Source organism: Dinoroseobacter sp. PD6 (assembly GCF_028807315.1).
Lineage (GTDB): Bacteria > Pseudomonadota > Alphaproteobacteria > Rhodobacterales > Rhodobacteraceae > Dinoroseobacter > Dinoroseobacter shibae.
In genome coordinates, this window is record NZ_JARAMN010000007.1 from 145548 (window position 1) to 168477 (window position 22930).

The 22930-nt window shown below is 66.3% G+C and carries 23 protein-coding genes and 1 tRNA gene; 17 read left to right on the forward strand and 7 right to left on the reverse strand.

The genetic code is table 11. From position 1 onward, the window contains the following. The first annotated feature begins 37 nt into the window (after nt 1-37). Together hisF and PVW48_RS13290 are read left to right on the forward strand one after the other, a co-directional pair. The gene (hisF, locus tag PVW48_RS13285) at nt 38-799 is read left to right on the forward strand and encodes an imidazole glycerol phosphate synthase subunit HisF (RefSeq protein WP_012179237.1); all 762 of its coding nucleotides are present in this window, start codon (nt 38-40) and stop codon (nt 797-799) included. Continuing rightward, on the forward strand, nt 796-1104 hold the full coding sequence (locus PVW48_RS13290; RefSeq protein ID WP_274581694.1) for a phosphoribosyl-ATP diphosphatase: 309 nt from the start codon (nt 796-798) through the stop codon (nt 1102-1104). Before hisF ends, PVW48_RS13290 begins: the two co-directional genes overlap by 4 nt. 88 nt (nt 1105-1192) lie before the next feature. Here PVW48_RS13290 and PVW48_RS13295 read toward each other — a convergent pair whose 3' ends face one another. From PVW48_RS13295 to rlmB, 4 genes are all read right to left on the reverse strand, one after another. After that, nucleotides 1193-1678, reverse strand: coding sequence for a CoA-binding protein (locus PVW48_RS13295; protein WP_274581695.1), 486 nt, complete (start codon nt 1676-1678; stop codon nt 1193-1195). Nucleotides 1679-1948: 270 nt separating this feature from the next. Next, entirely contained in the window at nt 1949-2404 is a 456-nt protein-coding gene (locus PVW48_RS13300) for a YHS domain-containing (seleno)protein (RefSeq protein WP_274581696.1), read from the reverse strand. A 106-nt stretch (nt 2405-2510) separates the two neighbouring features. Further along, entirely contained in the window at nt 2511-2843 is a 333-nt protein-coding gene (locus PVW48_RS13305) for a hypothetical protein (protein WP_012179233.1), read from the reverse strand. Nucleotides 2844-2886: 43 nt separating this feature from the next. Beyond that, nucleotides 2887-3678, reverse strand: coding sequence for a 23S rRNA (guanosine(2251)-2'-O)-methyltransferase RlmB (gene rlmB / locus PVW48_RS13310; RefSeq protein WP_274581697.1), 792 nt, complete (start codon nt 3676-3678; stop codon nt 2887-2889). A 118-nt stretch (nt 3679-3796) separates the two neighbouring features. Here rlmB and PVW48_RS13315 point away from each other — a divergent pair. The 3 genes from PVW48_RS13315 (at nt 3797) to PVW48_RS13325 (ending at nt 5701) form a co-directional block, all read left to right on the forward strand. Further along, nucleotides 3797-3880 (forward strand) — tRNA-Tyr (locus tag PVW48_RS13315). A gap of 154 nt (nt 3881-4034) precedes the next feature. Next, nucleotides 4035-4676 carry a GntR family transcriptional regulator gene (locus tag PVW48_RS13320; RefSeq protein ID WP_274581698.1) on the forward strand — a complete coding sequence of 214 codons (642 nt, stop codon included), beginning with the start codon at nt 4035-4037 and terminating at the stop codon, nt 4674-4676. Continuing rightward, nucleotides 4673-5701 carry an AbrB family transcriptional regulator gene (locus PVW48_RS13325; RefSeq protein ID WP_274581699.1) on the forward strand — a complete coding sequence of 343 codons (1029 nt, stop codon included), beginning with the start codon at nt 4673-4675 and terminating at the stop codon, nt 5699-5701. The genes PVW48_RS13320 and PVW48_RS13325 overlap by 4 nt, the downstream gene beginning before the upstream one ends. 8 nt (nt 5702-5709) lie before the next feature. Here PVW48_RS13325 and PVW48_RS13330 read toward each other — a convergent pair whose 3' ends face one another. From PVW48_RS13330 to PVW48_RS13340, 3 genes are all read right to left on the reverse strand, one after another. Then, on the reverse strand, nt 5710-6354 hold the full coding sequence (locus PVW48_RS13330) for a response regulator transcription factor (RefSeq protein ID WP_012179229.1): 645 nt from the start codon (nt 6352-6354) through the stop codon (nt 5710-5712). Next, nucleotides 6347-8653 carry a cache domain-containing protein gene (locus PVW48_RS13335; RefSeq protein ID WP_274581700.1) on the reverse strand — a complete coding sequence of 769 codons (2307 nt, stop codon included), beginning with the start codon at nt 8651-8653 and terminating at the stop codon, nt 6347-6349. Before PVW48_RS13335 ends, PVW48_RS13330 begins: the two co-directional genes overlap by 8 nt. A 397-nt stretch (nt 8654-9050) precedes the next feature. Further along, nucleotides 9051-11240 carry a dehydrogenase E1 component subunit alpha/beta gene (locus tag PVW48_RS13340; RefSeq protein ID WP_274581739.1) on the reverse strand — a complete coding sequence of 730 codons (2190 nt, stop codon included), beginning with the start codon at nt 11238-11240 and terminating at the stop codon, nt 9051-9053. 218 nt (nt 11241-11458) lie between these two features. Here PVW48_RS13340 and PVW48_RS13345 point away from each other — a divergent pair, with 218 nt between their 5' ends. The 12 genes from PVW48_RS13345 to PVW48_RS13400 all read left to right on the forward strand — a co-directional run bounded on the left by PVW48_RS13345 (nt 11459) and on the right by PVW48_RS13400 (nt 22929). Next, complete coding sequence (locus PVW48_RS13345) at nt 11459-12100, forward strand: LuxR C-terminal-related transcriptional regulator (RefSeq protein ID WP_274581701.1); 642 nt, start codon at nt 11459-11461, stop codon at nt 12098-12100. A 219-nt stretch (nt 12101-12319) separates the two neighbouring features. Continuing rightward, the gene (locus PVW48_RS13350; protein WP_274581702.1) at nt 12320-14665 is read left to right on the forward strand and encodes a phage tail sheath family protein; all 2346 of its coding nucleotides are present in this window, start codon (nt 12320-12322) and stop codon (nt 14663-14665) included. 26 nt (nt 14666-14691) lie between these two features. After that, the gene (locus PVW48_RS13355; protein ID WP_012179224.1) at nt 14692-15201 is read left to right on the forward strand and encodes a phage tail protein; all 510 of its coding nucleotides are present in this window, start codon (nt 14692-14694) and stop codon (nt 15199-15201) included. Then, a complete protein-coding gene (locus tag PVW48_RS13360; protein WP_274581703.1) occupies nt 15198-16016 on the forward strand; it encodes a hypothetical protein in 819 nt (272 codons plus the stop codon). The genes PVW48_RS13355 and PVW48_RS13360 overlap by 4 nt, the downstream gene beginning before the upstream one ends. 870 nt (nt 16017-16886) lie before the next feature. Further along, entirely contained in the window at nt 16887-17966 is a 1080-nt protein-coding gene (locus PVW48_RS13365) for a DUF4255 domain-containing protein (protein WP_274581704.1), read from the forward strand. Nucleotides 17967-17971: 5 nt separating this feature from the next. Next, nucleotides 17972-19306, forward strand: a complete 1335-nt coding sequence (locus PVW48_RS13370) for an ATP-binding protein (RefSeq protein ID WP_274581740.1) — start codon at nt 17972-17974, stop codon at nt 19304-19306. Continuing rightward, nucleotides 19303-19536, forward strand: coding sequence for a hypothetical protein (locus tag PVW48_RS13375; RefSeq protein WP_044027889.1), 234 nt, complete (start codon nt 19303-19305; stop codon nt 19534-19536). The genes PVW48_RS13370 and PVW48_RS13375 overlap by 4 nt, the downstream gene beginning before the upstream one ends. Then, entirely contained in the window at nt 19533-20195 is a 663-nt protein-coding gene (locus PVW48_RS13380; protein ID WP_012179219.1) for a hypothetical protein, read from the forward strand. Before PVW48_RS13375 ends, PVW48_RS13380 begins: the two co-directional genes overlap by 4 nt. 3 nt (nt 20196-20198) lie before the next feature. Next, nucleotides 20199-20561 carry a hypothetical protein gene (locus PVW48_RS13385; RefSeq protein ID WP_274581705.1) on the forward strand — a complete coding sequence of 121 codons (363 nt, stop codon included), beginning with the start codon at nt 20199-20201 and terminating at the stop codon, nt 20559-20561. A gap of 4 nt (nt 20562-20565) precedes the next feature. After that, nucleotides 20566-21705: a phage late control D family protein gene (locus PVW48_RS13390; RefSeq protein ID WP_274581706.1), complete on the forward strand. Its 1140-nt coding sequence runs from the start codon at nt 20566-20568 to the stop codon at nt 21703-21705. After that, entirely contained in the window at nt 21702-22523 is an 822-nt protein-coding gene (locus PVW48_RS13395; protein WP_012179216.1) for a phage baseplate assembly protein V, read from the forward strand. The genes PVW48_RS13390 and PVW48_RS13395 overlap by 4 nt, the downstream gene beginning before the upstream one ends. A 10-nt stretch (nt 22524-22533) precedes the next feature. Beyond that, a complete protein-coding gene (locus PVW48_RS13400) occupies nt 22534-22929 on the forward strand; it encodes a GPW/gp25 family protein (protein WP_012179215.1) in 396 nt (131 codons plus the stop codon). The last annotated feature ends 1 nt before the right edge of the window (nt 22930 follow it).

The following is a 22930-nucleotide window of genomic DNA, read 5'->3' on the forward strand; positions in this document are numbered from 1 at the left end:
GGCGTACACGAAGGCCGGAACCGCGCCGGAGGGCCCCATGCTGAAAATCCGTGTCATCCCCTGTCTCGACGTGGCCGATGGGCGCGTGGTCAAGGGCGTGAACTTCGTGGACCTCGTGGATGCGGGGGACCCGGTGGAATCGGCCAAGGCCTATGACGCGGCGGGGGCGGACGAGCTGTGCTTTCTCGACATCCACGCGACCAATGAGAACCGCGGCACGATGTATGACCTGGCCACGCGAACGGCGGAGCAATGCTTCATGCCGCTGACCATCGGCGGCGGGGTGCGGACCACGGAGGATGTGCGCAACCTGCTTCTGGCGGGGGCGGACAAGGTGTCGTTCAACTCGGCGGCCGTGGCGGATCCGGACGTGATCGCGCGGGCCGCCGACAAGTTCGGCAGCCAGTGCATCGTCTGCGCGATAGATGCCAAGACCGTGGCGCCGGGGCGGTGGGAGATATTCACCCATGGCGGGCGCAAGCCAACGGGGATCGACGCGGTGGAATTCGCCAAAACGGTCGTGGAAAAGGGGGCGGGAGAGATCCTGCTCACGTCGATGGATCGGGACGGGACCAAGCAGGGCTTCAACATAGCCCTGACGCGGGCCATTTCGGATGCGGTGTCGGTGCCGGTGATCGCGAGCGGCGGGGTTGGCACGCTCGATCACTTGGTCGAGGGCGTGACCGAGGGGGGAGCGAGTGCCGTGCTGGCGGCGTCGATCTTCCATTTCGGGGAGTTCACCATCCGCGAGGCGAAGGAACACATGGCGGAGGCGGGGATCCCCGTGCGGTTGTCATGAGCGTGCTGGCGCGACTGGAGGCGACGATCGCGGCCCGGAAAGGGGCCGATCCGGACAGTTCCTGGACCGCGAAGCTGCTGGCCAAGGGGCCGGAGAAATGCGCCGAGAAGTTCGGGGAAGAGGCGGTCGAGGCGATCATCGAGGCGGTGAAGGGCGACCGGGCGAAGCTGACCTCCGAGGCGGCGGATGTGCTCTATCACCTGCTGGTCATGCTGGCGGCGCGCGATGTGGCGCTGGCGGAGGTTCTGGTGGAGCTGGAGCGGCGCGAAGGCATCTCGGGGATCAGCGAGAAAGCCAGCCGCTAGGGCCAAGCGGCTTCCAAGCCGCTTAAGGATTTTCCAAAATCCTTGGCCCCTCTCCATTGCAACGGACAGGCGCGCGCCCGCCGGGGTCTCAGAGTTTCGAGCTGATCACGCCGGTATTGAATCCGCCCATCCGCAACTCGCCGAAGAGGCGTTGATATTCGATCTTGGGGCATCTGTCCTGGATGACCTCGATCCCGGCGGCGCGGGCCTTGGCGGCGGCTTCCGGGTGGGTCACACTGATCTGCATCCAGATCACCTTCAGCCCCGGCAGCGCCTCCAGTGCCGCGTCCACCACCTCCGGCACGGCTTCGGAGCGGCGGAAGATGTCGAGCATGTCCACGGGCTCGGGAATATCCGCAAGAGAGGCGCGCACGGTCTGGCCGAAGAGGGTCTTGCCCGCGTGGCCGGGGTTCACGGGAATGACGGTCTTGCCCTTTAACGACAGGTAGCGTGCGACATAGTAGGAGGGCCGCACGGGGTTCATCGATACGCCGACGCAGGCCACGGTGCGGGTCCGGGTCAGGATGCGGCGGAAATCGTCGTCGCTCGGCGGTGTTATGGGGTCGTGGATCATGGTGCGAGCCTAGCGTCATGCGGGCCGCGCGGGAAGTCGGGATCCTGCGCGGGCGCAGGCTGGCCAAGTGCGTTTCGCCAAAAAAAACGCCCGTGCCGAGAGGGCCGGGCGTAAAGTAACGGAACGAGGGACAGTGAATGAAGCGCGGGAGTTCCGAGCCCGCCTTCCTAAGGAATACGTAGGAACGCGTTGTCGGATTGAAAGGCATTCTTCACGATTCTGTGATGAGGCCTGTGTCCTCAGCGCCATCGGCCGCTCTTGGGTGCGCGATCAGGCGAGAACTTGCGGCCAGTTGGCGTTTCCGCGGGCGATATTGCCGGGAATGTCCCTTTCCCAGCGGCGCTGCACGCGTCTGGAGAAGTTCATGTAGAGCTTGCCATCGACGATGCGCCAGGCTTCCGGGATGGTGGAGGCGGTATAGCCCTCGGCCACAGCCCAGGCGCAGTAGCCGCCGAATTGCGGGGCGTAGGCCACAGGGTCGGCGGCGAAGGCTGCGCGATGCGCGTCGGACGCAAAGCGCCAGGTCGCGCCGTTCCAGTCATGGGTGAAGGCGTCGCTTCCTTCGGTGGGTTCGCCCAGGGTGAAGTAGGCCACCGGGTCATAGCCGCGGATGGCAGCACCGCGGTCCGAGAATACCGGCGGTTCAGCGGCGAGGGCAGGGGCCGCAAGGGGGGCTGCGGCGAGCGCGGTGGCGGTGCCGATCAGGAACTGGCGTTTGGTGAGCATGGGGCGATCCTTCCGAGGTTATGACGCCGAGGTGGCCCCGGGTGATCGCCTGCGCAACCCGTCTGACTTCCATGTGAAACGGCGCGGCGCCCCCGTGAGAATTGTTTCAGTCGAAAATGTCTTCGATCACGTCCACGGCTTCGGAAAGGGCACGCTTCCACAGGGGCTTCTTGCGTTTCTTGCGCCGACGCGGGTCCGGACCCATGCGGGCGGACTGCGGGCGCGCGCCGTGTTCCGGGCCGTGCACGCCGGGGATATAGCCCGTGGCCTTCTTGCGCTTGGCAGGCTTGGTCCCGCTGGGCGCTTTGAGCCATTTCATCTCGTGCAGGGGCGCGCCGCAGGAGCCGCAGGCCAGCTCGTGCCCGTCCCGCGCGGACGGCACCAGCATGGTCCGGGCGCTGCAATAGGAACAGGTGGCTAGTTTCGTATGCTCGGGCATCTGGATCTCCTTGGCCCCTAGATAGGGGCCGGGCGGGCGCGTGTCATCCCTCGCCCCGGCAAGCATAAAGTGCGACCGCCGCCGCGTTCGAGACATTGAGCGATCCGAAGTCGCGGGCGAAGGGAATTTTCACCAGCCGGTCGCAGGTATCCTTTGTCTTGTCCCGCAGGCCCGGTCCCTCGGCGCCCAACACCAGGGCGATGGGACGGTCTGTGAGGTCGCGCAGGGCCGTGCCGATGGTGTCCTCGGCGGTGCCATCGAGCCCGAGGAGCACGAAGCCCATGGCGCGCAGCTCTTCCATGGTCTCGGCCAGGTTGCGCACCCGCAAATAGGGTTGGCGTTCGAGCGCGCCGGAGGCGGTCTTGGCCAGCGCGCCGGTTTCGGGTGCGGCGGACCGGGCGGTGGAGATCACGGCCGCGGCCCCGAACACCTCCGCCGAGCGCAGGATCGCGCCCACATTGTGGGGATCGGTCACCCGGTCCAGCAGCACCACCAGCGGCGGGCGGTCCGCCGGGCCGGTGAGGACCGTCTCGGCCAGCGGACCCCAGGCGAGCGGCTTGACCTCCAGCGCGGCGCCCTGGTGGACCGAGCCGGGGTCGAGCGGCGCGGGAAACCGGCGCGGGTCGGCAATCTCCGGTGCGATCGCGGCCTCGGCGATGGCCTCGGCCAGCTTGTCGGCAGCATTGCGCGTCACCACCAGCCGCAGTTTCGTGCGCGCGGGGTTTTCCAGCGCATCGCGCACCGCGTGCAGGCCAAAGAGCCAGACGGTCTGGGCCGCCGCCGCCCGTTTGGCGCGTTCCTTGTCGATCACCCAGGTCGGTTTCTTGCCAGCCATTGCCTGTCATCACATGCGGTTTCGAAGCGTCGGGCATAGAGGACCGCCCCGCACGGGTCAACGGGGCGGTTTTTGCCGTTGACGCCCCCGGCACAAGGGCTTAAGCAGCGCGCCAGTTGGGCGACAGGCCGCAAGGTGTGGCAGGGGACTGTAACTCCCTCGCGGAGACGCACGCCTGGTTCGATTCCAGGGTCGCCCACCACTTCTCTCCTCCAGACCATTCCAGATAACCTGCCCGGGTCGGGGCGGGAATGGGGCCGTTCATCCGGCTCGCGGGACGCCGTGTTCGGGCGTTTGACCTGAGTGCCCGGCTGGTGCTAGGTGCATTGTATCCTTTCGGATACAAGAGGCTCTTCTTGAAAGAATCGTCGAAATCCAGCGGCGAGGCCGCTTATGGCGCGCTGCTCGATGCCATTCACTCCGGCGAGTTCCGCCCGGGGGACAGGTTGCGCGAGGAATCCGTGGCCGAGCGATTGCGCCTGTCGCGCACGCCGGTGCGAGAGGCCCTGCGGCGGCTGGAGGCCGAGGGGGTGGTGGAGCATCGGCCGCGGGTGGGCGCGGTCATTCGCAAGCTCTCCCAGCGCGAGATCGTGGAGCTTTACGAGATGCGCGTCGTCCTGGAGCGCACGGCCGCGGCCATGGCGGCCAAGCACGGTGCGGAAGCGGAGTTCGACGCGCTATCAGACCTCAATGAGGCGATCAGGGCCGAGCGGACGCACCCGGCCAGGGCAGCGGAGATCAATCAGCGGTTTCATCTCGGGCTCTATCATGCGGGCCGCAATCGTTTTCTGATGGATGCGGCGCGGGCGCTCAACAACTCGCTGATCCTGCTGGGGCCGACCACCTTCACCGACCAGGCCCGGATCGACCAGGTCACCGCCCAGCATACCGATATCGTCGCGGCCCTGCGGGCGCGCGATGCGGACGCGGCCAGCGCCGCGGCGGAGACACATTTGCAGACCTCCCTGCGGCACCGATTGCGGGCGTGGGACGCATGATCGGCATTTTCACCGCCTTCGCGGTCGCGCTTGCGGGCGTCGGGCTGTTTCAATGGCTGGACCTGCCGCTGCCCTGGCTTCTAGGGCCGATCTTCGCCTGTCTGACGGCGGCGATGCTGGGCGTGCCCATGCGCAGCCTCAAGCCGATCAACGAGGCGACGCGCATGGTCCTTGGCGTGGCGGTCGGGGCCACGCTGACGCCGCCGGTCCTGGCGACCTTTCCCGCCATGTGGTCGACCCTGATGCTGGTTCCGGTGATGGTTGTTGCGATCGGACTGGTGGGGGTACCTTATTTCCGCAGGCTGTGGGGGTATGATCCGGCCACGGCCTATTACTCGGCCATGCCGGGCGGGTTGCAGGACATGCTCCTTTTCGGGGAGGAGGCGGGGGGCAATGTGCGGACCCTGTCTCTGATCCATGCGACGCGGGTGACGGTGATCGTCGTGGCATTGCCCTTTTTGCTCAAGGGGGTGTGGGGGGCGGATCTGGGCAATGCGCCCGGTGCGTCTCTCGGTGTCGTGCCGGTCCACGAGATGGGCTTGATGGGGCTGTGCGCGATTGTCGGCTGGTGGGGCGCGCGTCGGATCGGGCTGTTCGGCGCGGCGATCCTCGGGCCGATGATCGTGACCGGGGCTGCGGCCATGTCCGGACTGCTTGAGAACCGCCCGCCGGCGGAGGCGATATGGGCCGCGCAGTTCTTCATCGGCGTGACCATCGGCTGCAAATACGTGGGCATCACCTGGGGCGAGATCCGACGCGATCTTGCCGCGGGTCTGGGGTTTTGCGGGATCCTGATCGTGCTGACGCTGATCTTCGTCGAAGGCGTTTATCTCGCCGGTCTTGCGCCGGGAATGGAGACGCTGCTGGCCTTTGCACCGGGGGGGCAGGCGGAGTTGACGGTGCTGGCGCTGATCGTGGGTGCGGATGTGGCCTTCGTGGTGGCGCATCATATCCTGCGGATTTTCGTGGTGATCCTCGGCGCGCCCATCGTGGTGCGGATGCTTGGGGACAAGGACGCGCGCTAGGGTCGGGCTTAGGGGTCGGTCTTGAACAGGTCCGCCTTGAGGGCGGCCTCGACCAGTTCGGCGACGGTGCGGACGTCCATTTTCTCTAGGATGCGGGCGCGGTGATGGTCCACGGTGCGCGGGCTGATCCCAAGGGTGCGCGCCACGTCCTTGGAGGAATTGCGCGCCGGGTTCGTGGCGATGATCAGCGCGATTTCCTGTTCGCGGCTGGTCAGGCCCTGGTACCGCGCCACGATCTCCGACTGGTGCTGGTTGACCTCGCGCCGCTTGGCATCGGCCTCGAAAGCGGCGTCGATCCGTTCGATGAGGATCGATTGCTTGAAGGGTTTTTCCAGAAAGTCGATCGCACCCATTTTCATGGCCTGCACCGATTCCGGGACACCGCCATGGCCGGTGATGAAAATGATCGGCACGTCGATGCCCGCGGCTTTCAGATAGGCCTGCAATTCCAGCCCGTTCATGGTCGGCATGCCGTAATCGAGGATCAGGCAGCCCGAGGCCGAGCCATCATAGGTGCCCAGAAACTCATGGGCGGAGGCGAAGGTCTTGACCGTGTAGCCGCGTAACCCCAGGGCCCGGGAGAGCGATGCGCGTATATCCGCATCGTCATCCACCAGAAAGACGCATGGCTCCTGCAATTCGCTCTCAGACATCACCGATTCCCCTCACCGGCAGGGTGAAACAGAACCGGGTCATCTGACCAGAGCGTTCGTGCCAGATCTTGCCGCCATTCGCCTCGATCAGCGTACGGCTGATCGACAGGCCGAGCCCCATTCCATCCCGCTTGGTGGTCTCGAAGGGTGTGAACAATTCCAGCGCGTCGTCGATACCCGGCCCGTTGTCTTCGACGACGACGCGGACATGGTCGCCCTCCCGGGTGGCGCTAACGCGCAGGATGCGTGCGTCGCTGTCCAGCAGCGCGAGGGATTCCACGGCGTTGCGCAGCAGGTTGACCACCACTTGGGCGACCTGCACCTTGACCGCCCGAACCATGATTTCCTCGCCCTTGGGGAGCACGAAATCGACGCTGTGCTGGCGCGCTTCGGGCAGAACGAGGCGGCGGGCCTGGGTCACCAGTTCGATGATGCCGAAATCGCTGGGGACGTTCTCGTCCTTGCGCACGAGGGCCCTCAGCGCCCGGATGATGTCGGCGGCCTGATGGGCGTGATCGTCGATTTCGCCGAGAAGCGCGCGTACGTCATTCATGCGGTTCGGTGTCTTCTCGATGGTCAGCTGGGCGGCATCCACGTTCTGGGTGATCGCGGTCAGGGGTTGGTTCAGTTCATGGGCCAGCCCGGTTGCCAGCTCCCCCATCATTTCCTGCCGCGAGAAATACGCGATCTCCCGGTTCAGGGTTTCGATGGTCTCTTCGGTGGCGCGGGCCTGGGTGATGTCGTCAATGGTGGCCACCACATAGGTATCATCCGGGCCGCCCTCGTGCACGTAGATGCCGTTGAAGCTGATCCAGACGGTCTCGCCGCCCCGGTGCAGGACTTTCGCCTCGAACCCGAAGGCTTTCTGCCCGCCGATCCAGTCGCTGAACTCAGCCCGTATCTCGGTTTCTTCGGGATCGAGCAGCATGCGGAAATCCACCCCTTCGAGATCGCCGGGGCTGTAGCCGAGCAGTTGCGCGAAGCTTTCGTTGACGCGCTTGAGCCGACCGGAGCTGTTGTCGATCCGGACCATGCCGCGGGAGGCGCGCTCGAAGATCTCGCGGTACTCGGTTTCTGTGCGCCTGCGCTCCGAGATCTCGTGGACCAGCGCGGTGTTGGCGTTCTCCAGTTCCTTGTAGGTGCTGGGCAGGGGTTCGTTCGGGTCGACCTCGCCCTGGGAGATCAGCGAGGAGCGCACGGCAAAGGCGCGCACGGGGGCGTGAATCCGGTTGGCGAGGGCCAGGCCCAGGAGGGCGGTGGTGGCCGCCACGGCAATGGCGATGAGGGTGTTCTGGGCGCGGTTCTCTTTCAGAGCTCCGGTGAAATCCACCTGTGGGGCATAAAGAACGATGGTCCAGGGAATGTCGTCGAGCCCGAAGGGCATGATCAGGGACACGAACCGCTCGCCCAGAAGCTCGAAGTCAGACTGGATCGGGCTGTCCACGGCCACCCCGTCCGGGCCGAGGCGGTCGCCGAACGCGGCGCGTGCAATGGGATCGTCGATCTCGGTAATCGAGGGGAATTGCAGGGTGCCGCCCTCGCCCTTGGTCGTCAGAAGATCCGGGTTCGGGTGGGCGATCACATCCCCGTTGCGATTGAGGATCAGGGCTGCACCGGTCTTCCCGATCCGCAGGTTGGATAGGAAATTCGACAGCTCGGCGATCTCGATATCGACACCCACGACCCCCTGGACATTCCCCTTGAACCCCACCACCGGCGTGGCGGCCGTGATGCCGGGGGATTGCGAAGTAAAGAAGATATAGGGATCGGTCCAGATGCTGCTGCGATATGCGGTCGCCTCTATATACCAAGGGCGCGCGCGGGGATCATAGGTGTCCGTCGGGTCGACATACCGCCCGATATCCGCGAAATCGTCGCTGCGACGGATGAACAGGGCGCGGTGGGCGGACTCCACATCGACGATCTTGGTCAGGTATTGCTGGTCGCCTTCCCGTTTGACGTAAACGAAGTTCCCGTCGGAATCTCCGTAATAGGCCCCGGCGAACTGGGGGGCCGAGCGGAGTTGCTGAAACAGCAGGCCTTCGAGGTGGTCGCGGTCTTCGCGGCGCACGATCTGGTTGGTGGCAAGCGCGGTGGACAGTTCCGCCGCACTGCGGGCCGGAGACATGAACCATTTTGTATGCTGGATCACGTTGGTGCCAACGTCATAGAGTTGGCTTCTGGCGTGTTCCAGCAGGCTGCGCTCGGATGTGAAGTAGGACGAGAACACCACCACAGCCACCGCCAGCAGCTGCAACCCTGCCAAAGCCAGTGCAAGAATGGCCCCCAGTGACTTCATGCGTCCGCCCTGTCCCGTCAGTGGTTTCCCGCCGACAATCCCGGAGGGGTGTCGCGTGTTCTCCAAACTCATTCTAGAATGCATGTTGAGCGCATGGCTACCATCCCAAAAGCAACACGCTCTGCCCCAAGGGGACAGAGCGTGCCGATCCAAGCCACTCACTCCTGGAAAGTCTCGGGCGTCTCACGAAACACCCTTAAATGTCTGTCCCGGCAAAAAAACGCACGCACCGGCTGATAGAAAGCCTAGAGGCTGCGAAGATGAGGGGCTATTCGCTGTGTTACCTACGTAGTTTTGCCTATGTGGGCGAGTGCGCGGATTTTTGCGCAACCCGGGGCTGCGCCCCGATCGAGCCCGGGCTGTCGCGCGCGATATGCCCGAGGCGCTGGACTGCGCTTCAGACCGGGGCAGACACCAAGGCTCTGGCTGCTACGGTGATGCTGTCGACCGAGGGCAGGGTGGCGGCATAGGCCGGGCCGGTGGCGATGAAGCTGTCTGCGGCGGTGTCGCGCGCGACCCGGGCATTCGTGCGCTCCGACAGGAGGGCCATGAGCCCTTCGGCGACCCCGCCGGAGTGGCGGGTTTCGTCGACGATCAGGATGTTGGGGATGCCGTCAATCGCCTCCAGCAAGGACCTTTCCGGCAGGGGGGACAGCCAGCGCAGGTCGATGATACGCGGATCGATCCCGGCGGCGCGAAGTTGCGGCAGGGCCTTGTGGCACAGGTAGTGCCCGTTGCCGAAACTCACGAGCGCGAGATCCGTACCGGTGCCGTGCTGGCCGACTTGGCCGAGATCGATGCGCTCCCCCGGCGGGGGGTAGCGGGTCATCCAGCCGCCATCCTTGTCGCCCTGCAGATCGCGCATCGGGTAAAGCGCGATGGGTTCCAGGAAAACCACCACACGCTGTTCCTCCCGGGCCAGCCGCACACATTCGCGCAGCATTCGGGCGGCATCGGCACCGGTGGACGGGCAGGCAAGGATCACGCCGGGAATGTCGCGCAGGACCGCCAGCGCATTGTCGTTGTGAAAGTGCCCGCCGAACCCTTTCTGGTACCCCAGCCCCGCGATGCGCAGCACCATGGGGTTCGTGTATTGGCCGTTGGAGAAGAAGGGCAAGGTCGCTGCCTCGCCCCGCAACTGGTCCTCGGCATTGTGCAGATAGGCGAGAAACTGGATCTCGGGCATCGGCACGAAACCGTTCTGGGCCATGCCGATGGCGAGCCCGAGGATGGATTGTTCGTCCAGCAGGGTGTCGATCACGCGGTCGCGCCCAAAACGTTGCGCCAGCTTCTGGGTGACGCCGTAGACCCCGCCCTTGCGGCCGATATCCTCGCCCATCAGGACGATCTCGCCATGCTCCAGCATCAGGTCGGTGAGCGTGAAGTTCAGGATCTTCGACAGGTGCTGAGGCGCATCGAGACTGTCGAAATCGGCCCCGAAGGCCGCCGCGCGCGCGTCCGGCGCAGGCCCGTTCCCGGTGCGGCAGGGGCGTTTCGGGGGGATGAGGCTGTGCATGACCTCTGCCGCGGTGCGCAGGCGAGGTCGTTCAACCACGTCACGCGCCAGATCGGCCACCTCGCCATGACAGTCGGTGTAAAGCGTCAGCGCGTCGGCAGAGGGCAGCACGCCCGCCGCATCCAGCATCCGCACCATGTGCAGGAGCGGGTCGTCCGCCTCCGCCGCTTCGACCTCGGCGCGGGGCAGGTAGCTGGTGGGCACATCCGCGCCCGCATGGCCATAAAGCCGGATCGTTTCCAGGTGCAGGATCGCCGGGCGCCGCTTGTTGCGGACATGATGCGCCGCCTCCCGGGCCACGCGGAAGGTTTCGTAGATGTCGCGCCCATCGGCGTGGAAATAGGTGATCCCGGGCCGCGCGCCGAGGCTCGCGGAAATCCAGCCCGGCGGGGTTTTGGTCGAGATGCCGATCCCGTTGTCTTCGCAGACGAAGAGAAGGGGCAGGGGGATATTCCGGTATGCGGTCCAGCTGGCGGTGTTGAACGCGCCCTGGGCGGTGGAATGGTTAACCGAGGCATCCCCAAAGCTGCAACAGACGATTCCGTCCGGGTCGAGTACCCGATGTTCAGGCTTGTGCCGCGCCGCCGGGGCAATGGAATAGGCGGCGCCCACCGCCTTTGGCAGGTGGCTAGCGATGGTCGAAGTCTGGGGCGGGATGTTCAGCGCCCTGGAGCCGAGCACCTTGTGGCGCCCCCCCGATATGGGGTCCTCGGCCGAACAGGCGAAGCTCAGAAGCAGGTCGCGGGCCGGGGTCTGGCCCGGCACCTGGGCGGCGCGCGCGACCTGGAAGGCGGCGTCACGGTAATGCAGGAAGGCCATGTCGGTCGGGCGCAGGGCGGTGGCGACGGCCGCCATCGCCTCGTGCCCCGAGGAGCCGATGGTGTAGAATCCCTGTCCGGCCTTCTGCATCTTGCGGCTCTGCAGGTCGAGCACGCGGGTCAGGCAGGCGGCGCGGTAGATGCTGCGCGCTTCGTCTGCCGAAAGCGGGCCGTCTGGCGCGGCGCCGGGGGGCAGATCGCGCGCCGCGACCCGGCGCAGGAAGTTCTGATGCACGATATCGGCGCGGTCCATGGCTCGGGCCCGGTCTCCAGTGGTGGCGGCAGGCTTGCCCATCGGGCACGCGGGCGCAAGAGCGGAAACCGCGACGCAAGCTTACAGGCCGAACCGCAGGGGTGCGTTGGCAAGGAGTTGATACAATGCCTCTGCGCGTGGTAGCATTGAAGCTAGCGTTCACAGGTATTTCCGGACGTCGCAGTTTTTGAGATTAACAAGTGATTTCAGGGGGATGTATGATCAGAGTCCTGATCATGTCGGATGTGCAGGTGTTTCGTGAGGGCTTGGCCATCGCGCTCTCGCAAAGTGGGGAGTTCGATGCGCGGCAGGCATCCTCCCGATCACAGGAGGCTTTGCGGACCATTCGGCGGTCTGCCGCCGATGTCGCGCTTGTCGACCTTCAGATATGTGAAGCCACCGATTTCATGGCGGCCTTGTCCCGGGGAGCACCGGAGACAGCCCTGATCGCCATGGGTGTCGACCGGGACGGTGGCCAGATTCTCGAATGCGCAGAGGCCGGGGCGCGGGGGTTCGTGGCGCGGGACGCATCCCTGGCCGATCTCACCCGTGCCATTCACGATGCGCGGGCGGGTGCCCTGCGTTGCCAGCCCGAGGTGGCGCATATGCTCTTTTGCCATGTTGGGCGGCTGAGGGCTCGGCGCGAGGCGGACCCCTGCGCGCAGCCCGGCATGCAACTGACCCGGCGCGAGCGGGAAATCCTCGACCTGATCGAGCGGGGCAAGTCCAACAAGGTGATCGCCTGTACACTGGGCATCGAGGTCTCGACGGTGAAGAACCATGTCCACAGCCTGCTGGGCAAACTGGGGGTCCGCCGCCGAGGCGAGGCGGCCGCCCTGCATCGACGCAGATCGACGTAGCATCGCCCCTCCAGACTGTCACCTGCCGCTGCCGCCTCTTTCGGGCGGCTTTTTTGTGTGGTCTGCGAAGATCTAGATCCAACGGTCCCCCGCATGGGCCCGAGGGTACAGATCATTTTTGGACCCAAGGCTTCATTTGCAGCCACTGTCGGTTCTGGAACGCTGAGACGATCCGTTCCGCGGACAAGAGCCGCGGCTGTCTCAGTCAGGAGCCCTGTCATGGCGGTCTACCAATCCCCCGGCGTCTATATCGAAGAAATCCCCAGCGGCGCGCGTCCCATCGAGGGGGCGGCCACGTCCGTTGCGGCCTTTGTCGGCCCGGCCAGGCGAGGACCGGCGGGCAGCGCCGAGCCGATCGGCAAGCTGGACGATTACAAGTCGCTTTATGGAGACATCACCTCCGAGGACGACGCCATGGGGCTTGCAGTGCAGGCCTTCTATCTCAACGGGGGCAAGAAGGCCTATATCTGCCGCTTGGCGGGAGGGCTTTCGGAGGCGGCCTCGGTCTCGGTCAACGGTCAGGGCTCGGGTGGGGCGAACACGGCGCAGCCGGTCCTCGTTGTTTCGGCCTCCAGCGTGGGCGACTGGGGCAATGATCTCTACATCCGCATCGTGAAGCCGGACCCTGATGCCCTGAGCTTCGATCTGGAGGTCGGCGCGCGGATCGATGGCACGTTCGAATTGATGGAGCGTTTTGCGGGGCTCGACATGCGCGCGGGCTCGGACCGTTATGTCATTGACGTGATCGCGGATCAGTCGCGGCTGATCGATGTGGCGCTGGGCCCGGATGCGCAGGCCGAGCTTGCCGCGAGCGATTATGCCGATGCGACGCTGCAAGGCGGCGATACCGGCACCGAGGCGACCTATTTCACCGCGGGGCTGGGCGGTGCGACCTCTGGCACGCTGACGCTCAACCTCAATGGGCGGGGGACAGAGACCATCACCGTGGACCTGTCCACCGCCGGGCTCGATGGCAGTGACCATGTGGACGATGCGGACCTGCTGGCGGCGGCGGTGCAGGCGGGTATCCGGGCGCATAGTCCGCTCGATGTGTTTCAGACCGTCACCGTGGACTACACCGCGCCCCGCTTCACCATTACCGCGCCCGAGGACGGATCGGCCGCGTCCCTGGCGGGGGGCGGTGGGACGCTTGGCGCGCTGATGCGGATGACGCCGGAGGATCGCGCCACCCTGACCAGTGAACCTGCGGTCGGGGCCAGCGGAACGTTCTTTTCCAGCGCGGCGAACGGGGTGAATGCGGCGGCCAATGCCCCGACGGAGATCTCGATCACCATCGATGGGCATGGTCCGGTGGCGGTGGCGATGGATTTCACCGACACCGGCTTTGTCGGCACCAACGGCACGGACGGTGCGCTGGTCGCGGGCGTGATGGAGACCGCGATCCGCGCAGCACGGCCGGACCTTGTGTCCTTCACCGAGGCGACGGTGGTCTATGACACCAACCGCTTTGTCATCACGTCGGGCAACCCGGCGCCACGCGTCAGTGGCGTGTCGGTCGCGGCGGGCAACTTCGCCGATTACCTGAACCTGAGCACGGGCACATCCGTCGCCGGGCGCGCAGTGACCCAGGGCACTTCGCCGGTCATGCCGCTGCAGACACTCGGATCCGGTGGCGAGGGGGAGCAACTGGTCGGCGGTACCACGGTCGCGCCGTCGGCGGCCGATTACGCCGCCTTTTACGACGGGGTCCTGCGCAAGGTGCCGGATGTGACGATGATCCTGTTGCCGGGCCAACCCTATACCGAGACCGGACCGAGCCTGGAGATTTCCAACACCATCGCCTTCGCCGAACGGGAGCGGCGGATGATGTTCATCGCTGATCCACCGCCGGGGGTGGAGTTGACCACCGATACCGGGATCGACGCGCTGCAGCTGACCTCGTCGACCTATGCGGCGACCTATTACCCTTGGGTGCGCTCGCCCAACCCGCTTTACAATGTGGACTTAAACCCGACCGCGCCCAAGACGGTTCTGATCCCGCCTTCGGCCTTTGCCGCGGGGCTGTGGACCAAGACGGACGGGCGGCGCGGGGTCTGGAAGGCGCCCGCGGGGGTCGAGACCCGGCTGGTCGGAGCCTCGGCGCTCGAATTCGAAGTCGAGGAGTTGGAGCAGTCGGCCCTCAATCCGCGCGGCATCAACTGCTTTCGGAAGCTGCCGAGCTTCGGGTCGGTGGTCTGGGGGTCCCGGACGCTGGCCACCAAGGCGGTGCCGGAATGGCGCTATGTGCCGGTGCGGCGCACCGCGCTCTTCATTGAAAAGTCGATCAAGGACGGGATCCAGTGGGCGGTGTTCCAGCCCAACGCGCATCCGCTCTGGGCATCCCTGCGGACCAATATCGGCGGGTTCATGGATGGGCTGTTCCGGGCCGGGGCTTTCCAGGGAGAGAAGGCCAACGATGCCTATTTCGTGCGCTGCAATCTCGGCGACACGATGACCCAGGCGGATATCGACCGCGGCCAGGTGATCGTGATCGTCGGCTTCGCGCCGCTGAAACCTGCGGAATTCGTCATCGTGCGAATTCAGCAGAAGGTCGCAGAACAGTAATCGAGACAAGATGAGGAGATACGATCATGGCGGCCCCTCTTTTTCCGGCCAACGCCCACCGGTTCGATCCCTATCGGACCTTCAACTTCCAGGTGCTGATCGATGGTCAGACCGTGGCTGGGCTGCGCAAGTTCTCCGGCCTCAAGCGGACCGTAGAGGCGGTGAAATGGCGCTCTGCCGGAGAGCCGAACGTGGAGCGGGTGATGCCCGGTGGCGCGACCTATGAGCCGATCACCCTGGAACAGGGGCTGACCCATGACCCGGTGTTCGAGAACTGGGCAAACCTGGTCAACAACATCCAGGGTAATGCGGCGATGTCGCTGGTGCAGTACCGCAAGGATATCACACTCAACATCATGAACCTGCAGGGGGCGGTGGCGCTCAGTTACCGCATCTATCGCTGCTGGGTGAGCGAGGCGCAGTTGGTGCCGGAGCTTGATGCCGGAACGCGCAATGCGGTGGGCATCCAGATGATCAAGCTGGAAAACGAGGGCTGGGAACGCGACGTGTCGGTGGCCGAGCCGGTCGAGACGTGAGCGAGCTGACCCTCATCGGAGGTGTGCCGGGCGAGGGCGGGCTGCGCCAGGATGTCGTGCTGCGCCCGATGACGGGCCGGACCGAGATGGCGCTGGTCGATCTGGGGGATGCGGCATCGAACTTGTCGCAACCCGCGCGGGTCAACCGGTTTCTGGCCGAGACGGTGGAGAGCGTCGGTGGCGCGCCGGTGGATCCCGGGGCCCTGAGCGTCGGAGACCGGCAATACCTGGTGCGCCAGATCGGCGCACGGCTCGGGCCGGATACGGTCTGGCTTGGCGGAACTTGCCAAGCCTGCGACGGGCCCTTCGAGGTGCCTGTGACCCAGTCGGACTTGCCGGTCAAACCGGCCGGGCCGGGCTACCCTCAGACGCGCCTGTCGGTCGAGGGTACGGCCTGCGTTCTGCGCAGCCCGACCGGGGCCGATCAGGAGGCGATCGCGGGTCTGCCGCCCGGGGCCGCGGCCGACGCGCTGTTCGCGCTGCTGGTGGAGCAGGTTGAGACCGGGGCGCTGGGCGTGGAGGCAAAGCAGCAGCTTGAGGCCGCGATCGAGGACCTGTCACCGGAGGTCGCGCTGGAGGTCGCCACGTCCTGTCCGGAGTGCGGTGCCGCGCTGCGGATCGAGATCGATCCCTACCTGGCTCTCAGCCGACCGTCCTCGGACATTCTCGACGAGATCCACCTGATCGCCAGTCAGTATCACTGGTCCGAGGCGGAGATCCTCGCCCTGCCAAGGGCACGGCGGCAGGCGTATCTTGCGCGGATCGACCGGGCGCGCGGCATGGTACGCGCCCCCGAGTTCGGCGCGGAGGGCTAGGCGATGGGGTATCTCGGCCAGGTGGTTCGTGACGCCCAGCCCCGGCGCAGGGCCACGCCCGCTTTCCCGGGCGCGCGCGCCGCAGGCGTGGTCGCGGAGCCCTTGGTGTCGGCGCGTCTGATGGAAACGGAGGCTGAGGGATCGCCGCCATCGTGGGAAAACGACACCGGAGCCGCGGCGCGCGTGGCGCCCGACCCCCTGGAATCCGACAGCGAGCAGGGGAATGTCGCTGAGCCGGTCCGCAAGGACAAAAAGGACCATCTTGTCCGGCCGCCGATGCCACATTTCAGAGCCGCTGGTCCGGATGGGGCGCAAGGGCCGAGCCTTGCGACAGGCGCCGCGCGGAACTCGTTCGTGCGGCATGCCGAGACGACACGGCGCGCCACAGAGCAGGCGCCGAGCGCATCAGGAGTGCCGGGGCAGTTATCCCAGAGCCCCGTCGCGCCCGGACACGCCGTTCCGCGCTGGCCCGGGTCACCCGATGCGAAGACGGATGCGGACGATCGAGCGTATCGCCGCCCGCAGCATGCCGACCGGGATCTGTCCTCTGACCCGCCGGTCTCGGAGCTTGCATCGGTGGCGCGGTTCGCAGGAGATCCCCCGGTGGACCCTGAGAGAGTAGCTGATCCGCAGGCGGCCCTCTTGCCCGCGGCGATTACCCCCGAGATCCGCAGTCCGGTTGACGCGTCCTCATCCCGGCCGGTGCCATCGGTCAGCGCGGCCCAGATCCCCGCCGAGGCCCCGGAGGTCCGGATCGGTCATGTTGAGATCGTGGTGCCGGATCCCGCGCCTGCGCAACCCCGGCCTGGGCGGACCCGTTCCTCCGCTCCGATATCGCCCAGCCGCTTCCATGTACGGAGTGTCTGAGCCATGCCGGTGCCCACCTCCTCGCTGGCGCAGGTCTGCATGCAGGTGCGCGACGTGATCAGCGCGGGCATCCAGGCCCAGGCCCGCGGGATCGAGGTGACCATGGGGGCGCCCGCGGTGGTGGGGGGGATCGACAACCCGACCGAACATCATCTCAACCTGTTCTTCTACCGGTTCGAGCCCTCGGGGTTTCAGCCCGACACGCAGCCCGACCTGCCCTGGCGGATGCGGATGTTCTGCATGATCACGCCCTTCGGTATCGTGGAGGCCGATGGCGGTCAGACGATCTCGGCAGGTGAGAACGACATGCGCATCCTGAGCGAGACCATGCGCGTGTTGCATGAGACGCCCGTACTCGACCCGGTGACTGTGAGCGCGGCGGGGGGTGCCAATGGGATCGAGGTGCGCACGCGTGTGGTTTTCCTGCCCGCCACGGATGAGCAGATCAACCAGATCTGGTCGACCCAGGGCGAGACTCATTACCGTCCGTCTGCGGTCTACGAAATGTCACTGACCCCGGTGGTGCCTCTGGAGCTGGCTTCCGAGCCGCGGATGGTGGGGGCCATCGGGACCGATATCCGCGCGAACTTCTCTGCGCGGAGGGCGGCATTTGACGGGGTGATCCTCGGCCCGCCGGTCCCTGCTGTGCTGGTGGACACGACCGATCCGGGCTGGGCCCCGGCCACGGCATTGATCTTTGAAGGTGCGCTCCACCGCACCCTTTCTTTCGACGTGACAGCCCCGGCCTTTGCCGGGTTCGTCCCGCAGGTCTGGATCGCCGGAGAGACCAACACGCCGGTGGATCTGGTCTGGCAGGCGTGGCGCGACACCGGCTGGGAAACCGTGGGCGCGGCGCAGGCCGCTACACCCGCAACCGAGGATATCGATCCGCGCAACATTCCCGCAGGGTTGCCGGGGGTGCCCGTGGCCGCGCCGCTGCCGGAGGCGCTGGCGCCGGATGAGACCTCGCTGCAACTGATGCTGACGGCGCAGCGGCAGTTCACGCGGTATGCCGGGGGGCCGGTGGAAACCGCGCGCAGCGCGCCCTTGCTCATCACCCTGTGGCGGGAGGTGAGCCCGTGAACGCGATGGACGAGATCACCGGCTTTGCCGCGCTGGAACCGGAATGGGACCGGATCGAGGCGCTGGCCCTGTGCCTGGTGGAATCGCGGCAAGGTCGGGAGCCTCCAGAGGCTCTTTTGGAGGCGTTGACTGCGCTGCAGGTTGCAGTTTCCGCCCTGCGCACGGAGACGGCCCATTGGCACGGTCTGCCTCTCGATGGTTTGAGCATGCTGGAGATGGATATCCTCGCCGCGCTCGTGGCCGTGGAGGTCCAGCCGCGGGTAGGCTGGCTTTTCCAGTCCTTGCAGAGTGCCGGACCGCAGCCGTCGCCCGCGTTGCTGCAGGAGCTGTTGGCCCTGCGTCCGGCCGAGACGGCCGGGTTGCACCGGGCAATGTCGCCGGAAGGGGCGCTGGTCAGCCGCCGGATCATCAGCGTCGAGGCGCCGGGGCTCTACGGCGCGCTGCAGATGGAGCCGAGGATGCTGGCGCGGCTTATGGGCTGGCAGCGTGTTCTGGCACCGCCGCCCGGCGCGACCCTGATCCGCGATCCGGCGAGCTGGCAGGACCTGGTGCTGCCGGAGACGCAGATGCGCATGCTGCGTGAGTTCCTGATCTGGGTGCGGCAGCGGTCGCGCGTGGTGACCGACTGGGGCGGGCGCGATGTGGGCGGCCCGCTGGCGCTGTTTTCGGGGCCGTCGGGGACGGGCAAGACTTTCACCGCCTCGGTGCTGGCGGCGGAGCTGGGCTGGCCGCTCTACCGGGTCGATCTGGGGATGGTCGTGTCGAAATATATCGGCGAGACCGAAAAGAACCTCAACGCGCTGTTCGATGCCGCCCATGGCGCGGAGATGGTGCTGCAATTTGACGAAGCCGACAGCCTTCTGGGCAAACGGGCCGAGGTTAAAGAGGCGCGCGACCGGTACGCCAATATGGAGGTGTCGCATCTGCTCAGTCGGATCGAGCAGCATCGCGGCCCCTGCATCCTGACCACCAACCTGCGGACCCATCTGGACCCGGCTTTCATGCGGCGCTTCCAGGCGGTGATCGAGTTTCCGCGCCCGGATCTCGCGGCGCGGGAGGCGCTCTGGGCGCGGCTTCTGCCCGCGGGCGCGCCGATCGCGGCGGAGGTGAAGCTGGCTGAGCTTGCCGCGGCGGTGCCCCTGACCGGCGGGGGGATCCAGAATGCGGCCTTGCACGCGGCCTATCTGGCGGCGGAGGACGACACGGAGATCGGGCTGGCACAGATCGCAACGGCGATCTGGCGCGAGTTGGGCAAGTCCGGCAAGGCGACGGGCCACAAGGAGCTGGGGCCGCTGGGCGCGCATCTGCCGCAGGCCGAGCGGCTGGAGGGCGCATCATGAGCCGGCGCAAGACCGTGATGCTCGACAAGGTGACCCTGCATGTGCCGCCCGGGGCGGATCCGCAGGCGGTGCTGCGTGCCGTGACAAAGGCGATGGGTCAGGGGGCGTCGTCCTCAACCGCCACAGTGCGCGTGACCGTGCCTGGCATTCCGGGCGAAGGCCCGCAGGCGCTGGCGCAGCGCATCGGGCGGGCGACAGCGGCAAAGCTGAAATCGGGGGGCGGGGCATGAGTGTTGCGCTGATCCGCGGCTTCCTGATCGAATACGGCATCAGCCTGCCGCCGCTGGTGTTCCAGTTCACGTTCAACCCGACCACCCTGTCGCGGACCCGGTCGATCTCGCTCAGCCAAGGCGGTGCGCCGGGGACGAACCGGGGTTACGACTTCACCACGCCTGCCGAGACGCCGCGCGTGGCCCAGGGGGTCGAGTTGCAGCCCGAGACCTTCACCATGGCGATCCTGCTGGATAGCTCGGACCGCATGGCCGAGGGCAATCCCATCGCCGGTGTGGCGGGGATCGAGCCGGAGCTGGACACGTTGCGGTCCATGGTCGAGCCGAAGGTGCAGGGGCCCGGGGGGCTGAATACGTTGGCCGCGCTGGGCTTCGGGGGACAGCGGGCGTTCCAGCGCAACGAGACGGCCTCGGTGCTCTTGCTGGTCTGGGGCACGCATGTGCTGCCTGTGTTCCTGACGCAGGTGCAGGTGGAGGAAACCGCCCATCTGCCCACGCTGATCCCGTACCGGGCCAATGTGCAGCTCAGCTTCACGGTGATCGAGGGCAACAACCCGTTCTATACGGTCGAGAAAGTGCGCCAGTCCATCGGGGCGGGCCTGAACGCGGCGGACACGGTCGCGAGTGCCGTGTCCTTCAGTTTTGGCGGAGGGTTCTGAGCCATGTTTTCCCGCAACTCCCGGTACGCAGCGTCGCGCCTGTTCGAGCCCGGTCAGGACGGAACATCGGTGTTTCGGGGCATTCGGCCCCGGGCGATCGCGCCCACCGAAGGGGTGATCGAGCATACCCAGACCGAGGATGACCGGCCCGACCTGATGGCGCTGAACTTCTACCAGGCGGACCGGGCGTGGTGGCGGATCCTCGATGCCAATTCGGAGTTCCTGCTGGCGGGTCCTGTGCGGGACGCAGACGGCGCGCGGGTGAGTTTCGGCGCCGGGCTGCAGCCCGACCGGGGCGTTGGCGAAGTGATGATTTCGGACGCGATGCAGGGCGACGCCGTCCTGATCCCGCCGAAGAAGGGATGAGGGGATGCTGGAGCTGATCAAGACCCAGAGCCGTGCGCCCGGCGAGTGCCTGATCCATATCGGGGACGCGGAGATCGTCGATCTCTACCCGTTCCTGATGGAGGTGACGGTCGATACGGCGCGGGAGGCGGCCTCCGAAGCCGTCCTGAAATTCGAGACGCGCCGGGATCTCGACGGCAGCTGGATCGTGCAGGATGACGACCGGATCCGTCCCTGGAAGCCGCTTCGGATCGAGGCCGCGTTCGGGGACGAAACGGAAGAGGTCATGCGCGGCTATATCCGCCAGATCGATGTGTCCTTCCCCGAGGATACCGGGGGCGCGACGGTCACGTTGGCGGTGCAGGATGACAGCCTCGCCCTTGATCGCACCGCGCGAACCGAGGCGTGGGGCGCGGAGGGGCGGACCACGGATCAGGCCATCGTCACGGACATCCTGTCGCGCAACGACCTTGTCCCGGAGGGCATGCCGGCCCTGGGCCAGACCGACCTCGCGGTGACCCAGGACGACACCGATGCGGCCTTCCTGCGCAAGCGGGCGGAGGTGAATGGTTTCGAGCTGATCTACCGCCGGGGCGCGGTCTATTTCGGACCCCGGCGCTTGACGGCGGCGCCGCAGGCCACGGTGAAGGTCTATGCCGGGCCGGACACCACCTGTTTGAACTTTGCTGTCACCGATGACGGGATGAAGCCCGACGGGGTGGAGTATGACGTGGCGAGCGCCGAGGGGGCCAGCACCGAGACCCGGCGTCTGGCCCCGAACCTCGATGCGCTGGGCCCGGAGCCAGCAAGCTCGGTCGCGGCGCTGGACGACGGGTTCGTCTGGAAGATCCGCAAGGAGGGTGAGAGCGACGCGGCCAAGGCCGAAACCCTTGCGCAGGAGAAGGCCAACGCCAATGCCATGAAGATCAGCGGCAAGGGTGTTCTGGATGGCGCGCTCTATGGTCATGTGCTGCTGACCGGACTGCCCGTGGGCGTGGACGGGGTGGGCAACCGCCATTCGGGCATCTGGTACGTGGACCGGGTGCGCCACGTGTTCGACACCACGGGCTACCGGCAGGAGTTCGAGTTGCAGCGCAACGCCTATGGCGACAACCTGCCCGAAACAGGCGATCCGCTGGCGCGGCTGCGGGGGGTCGGCACATGAACAAGCCGCTGGACATCCAGGTCGCGCAGGAGCAGGCGCGCCGCTATTACGGCAAATTTCGAGGGTTTGTGGTGGACAATGCCGACCCTGAGACGCTCGGGCGACTGCGGGTCCGGGTGCCTTCGGTGATGGGCAACGAGGTGTCGGACTGGGCCTTGCCCTGCGCGCCCTTTGGCGGGCTGGACGGGCAGGGGCTGTTCCTGATCCCGGAGGTCGACAGCCAGCTCTGGGTGGAATTCGAAGAGGGTAATCCGGACAAGCCCATCTGGGTGGGCACCTTCTGGCGTGCCTCGGACCTGCCCCCCGAGGACGCGCGCCAGCCGGAGCCGACCACGCGGATGCTGCAGACCCCGTCGGGACATCGGCTGCGCTTCGACGACGCGGATGGGGACGAGCGGATCACGCTGGCCCACAAGAGCGGCGCGGAACTGGTGATGGACCCTGAGGGAGGTCTTGTGCTGACCAATGCGGGCGGTGCGATCCTGACCCTCGACGAGACGGGCAACAGTGTCACGCTCGAAGACGGCAATGGCAATGAAATGACCATGACATCCACCGGGACGACGGTGAGCGATGCCAATGGCAACGAGGTCGTGATGGGGCCGTCCGGCGTGACCGTGAAGGGCACGACCGTGACCATCGAGGGCAACCAGGTCGCGGTGGCGGGACAAGGGGGCGAGCCGCTGATCAAGGGCATGAGCTTCCTGAGTCTCTTTGCCACCCATGTCCACACCACGACCTTCCCGGGCTCTCCAACATCGCCGCCCATCCCGCAGGGCGAGTTTTCCAGCCTGACCACCAAGACAACGGCCAACTGAGGATGACCCGATGACCCGCCTCAACGCACCGGACTACATGAAATTCCCCCTCACTGTGGGGCCGGAGGGGGCTGAAGTGTCGTCTCGGCTCGCCCATGTGCGCGAGATCATCGAGCAGGTCTTGTTCACCAACCCGGGCGAACGCTGGTTCCGGCCCGAGTTCGGGGTGGGGGCCGTGGCGCTGGTGTTCGAGCCGAACGCGCCGCCGCTCTGGGAGGTGACGCGCAAGCGGCTGACGGCGTCGTTGACCGATGCGCTGGCGGGGGAGGTCGATCCCAAGACCATCGAGGTGGGCATCGACACGGCGGCCTCGTCGGAGGCGCATCTGCTGGTCACGGTCGGCTTCACGCTCGCCGCGATAAACCACACCGAACGCAACACCTATGCCATCGGGGGGGCGGGCTGAG

Coding starts and splice junctions, on each gene's coding strand:
- hisF (WP_012179237.1), top strand. CDS start 38: ATGCTGAAAATCCGTGTCATCCCCTGTCTCGACGTGGCCGATGGGCGC.
- PVW48_RS13290 (WP_274581694.1), top strand. CDS start 796: ATGAGCGTGCTGGCGCGACTGGAGGCGACGATCGCGGCCCGGAAAGGG.
- PVW48_RS13295 (WP_274581695.1), bottom strand. CDS start 1,678: ATGATCCACGACCCCATAACACCGCCGAGCGACGACGATTTCCGCCGC.
- PVW48_RS13300 (WP_274581696.1), bottom strand. CDS start 2,404: ATGCTCACCAAACGCCAGTTCCTGATCGGCACCGCCACCGCGCTCGCC.
- PVW48_RS13305 (WP_012179233.1), bottom strand. CDS start 2,843: ATGCCCGAGCATACGAAACTAGCCACCTGTTCCTATTGCAGCGCCCGG.
- rlmB (WP_274581697.1), bottom strand. CDS start 3,678: ATGGCTGGCAAGAAACCGACCTGGGTGATCGACAAGGAACGCGCCAAA.
- PVW48_RS13325 (WP_274581699.1), top strand. CDS start 4,673: ATGATCGGCATTTTCACCGCCTTCGCGGTCGCGCTTGCGGGCGTCGGG.
- PVW48_RS13330 (WP_012179229.1), bottom strand. CDS start 6,354: ATGTCTGAGAGCGAATTGCAGGAGCCATGCGTCTTTCTGGTGGATGAC.
- PVW48_RS13335 (WP_274581700.1), bottom strand. CDS start 8,653: ATGAAGTCACTGGGGGCCATTCTTGCACTGGCTTTGGCAGGGTTGCAG.
- PVW48_RS13340 (WP_274581739.1), bottom strand. CDS start 11,240: ATGGACCGCGCCGATATCGTGCATCAGAACTTCCTGCGCCGGGTCGCG.
- PVW48_RS13345 (WP_274581701.1), top strand. CDS start 11,459: ATGATCAGAGTCCTGATCATGTCGGATGTGCAGGTGTTTCGTGAGGGC.
- PVW48_RS13350 (WP_274581702.1), top strand. CDS start 12,320: ATGGCGGTCTACCAATCCCCCGGCGTCTATATCGAAGAAATCCCCAGC.
- PVW48_RS13355 (WP_012179224.1), top strand. CDS start 14,692: ATGGCGGCCCCTCTTTTTCCGGCCAACGCCCACCGGTTCGATCCCTAT.
- PVW48_RS13365 (WP_274581704.1), top strand. CDS start 16,887: ATGCCGGTGCCCACCTCCTCGCTGGCGCAGGTCTGCATGCAGGTGCGC.
- PVW48_RS13370 (WP_274581740.1), top strand. CDS start 17,972: ATGGACGAGATCACCGGCTTTGCCGCGCTGGAACCGGAATGGGACCGG.
- PVW48_RS13375 (WP_044027889.1), top strand. CDS start 19,303: ATGAGCCGGCGCAAGACCGTGATGCTCGACAAGGTGACCCTGCATGTG.
- PVW48_RS13380 (WP_012179219.1), top strand. CDS start 19,533: ATGAGTGTTGCGCTGATCCGCGGCTTCCTGATCGAATACGGCATCAGC.
- PVW48_RS13385 (WP_274581705.1), top strand. CDS start 20,199: ATGTTTTCCCGCAACTCCCGGTACGCAGCGTCGCGCCTGTTCGAGCCC.
- PVW48_RS13390 (WP_274581706.1), top strand. CDS start 20,566: ATGCTGGAGCTGATCAAGACCCAGAGCCGTGCGCCCGGCGAGTGCCTG.
- PVW48_RS13395 (WP_012179216.1), top strand. CDS start 21,702: ATGAACAAGCCGCTGGACATCCAGGTCGCGCAGGAGCAGGCGCGCCGC.
- PVW48_RS13400 (WP_012179215.1), top strand. CDS start 22,534: ATGACCCGCCTCAACGCACCGGACTACATGAAATTCCCCCTCACTGTG.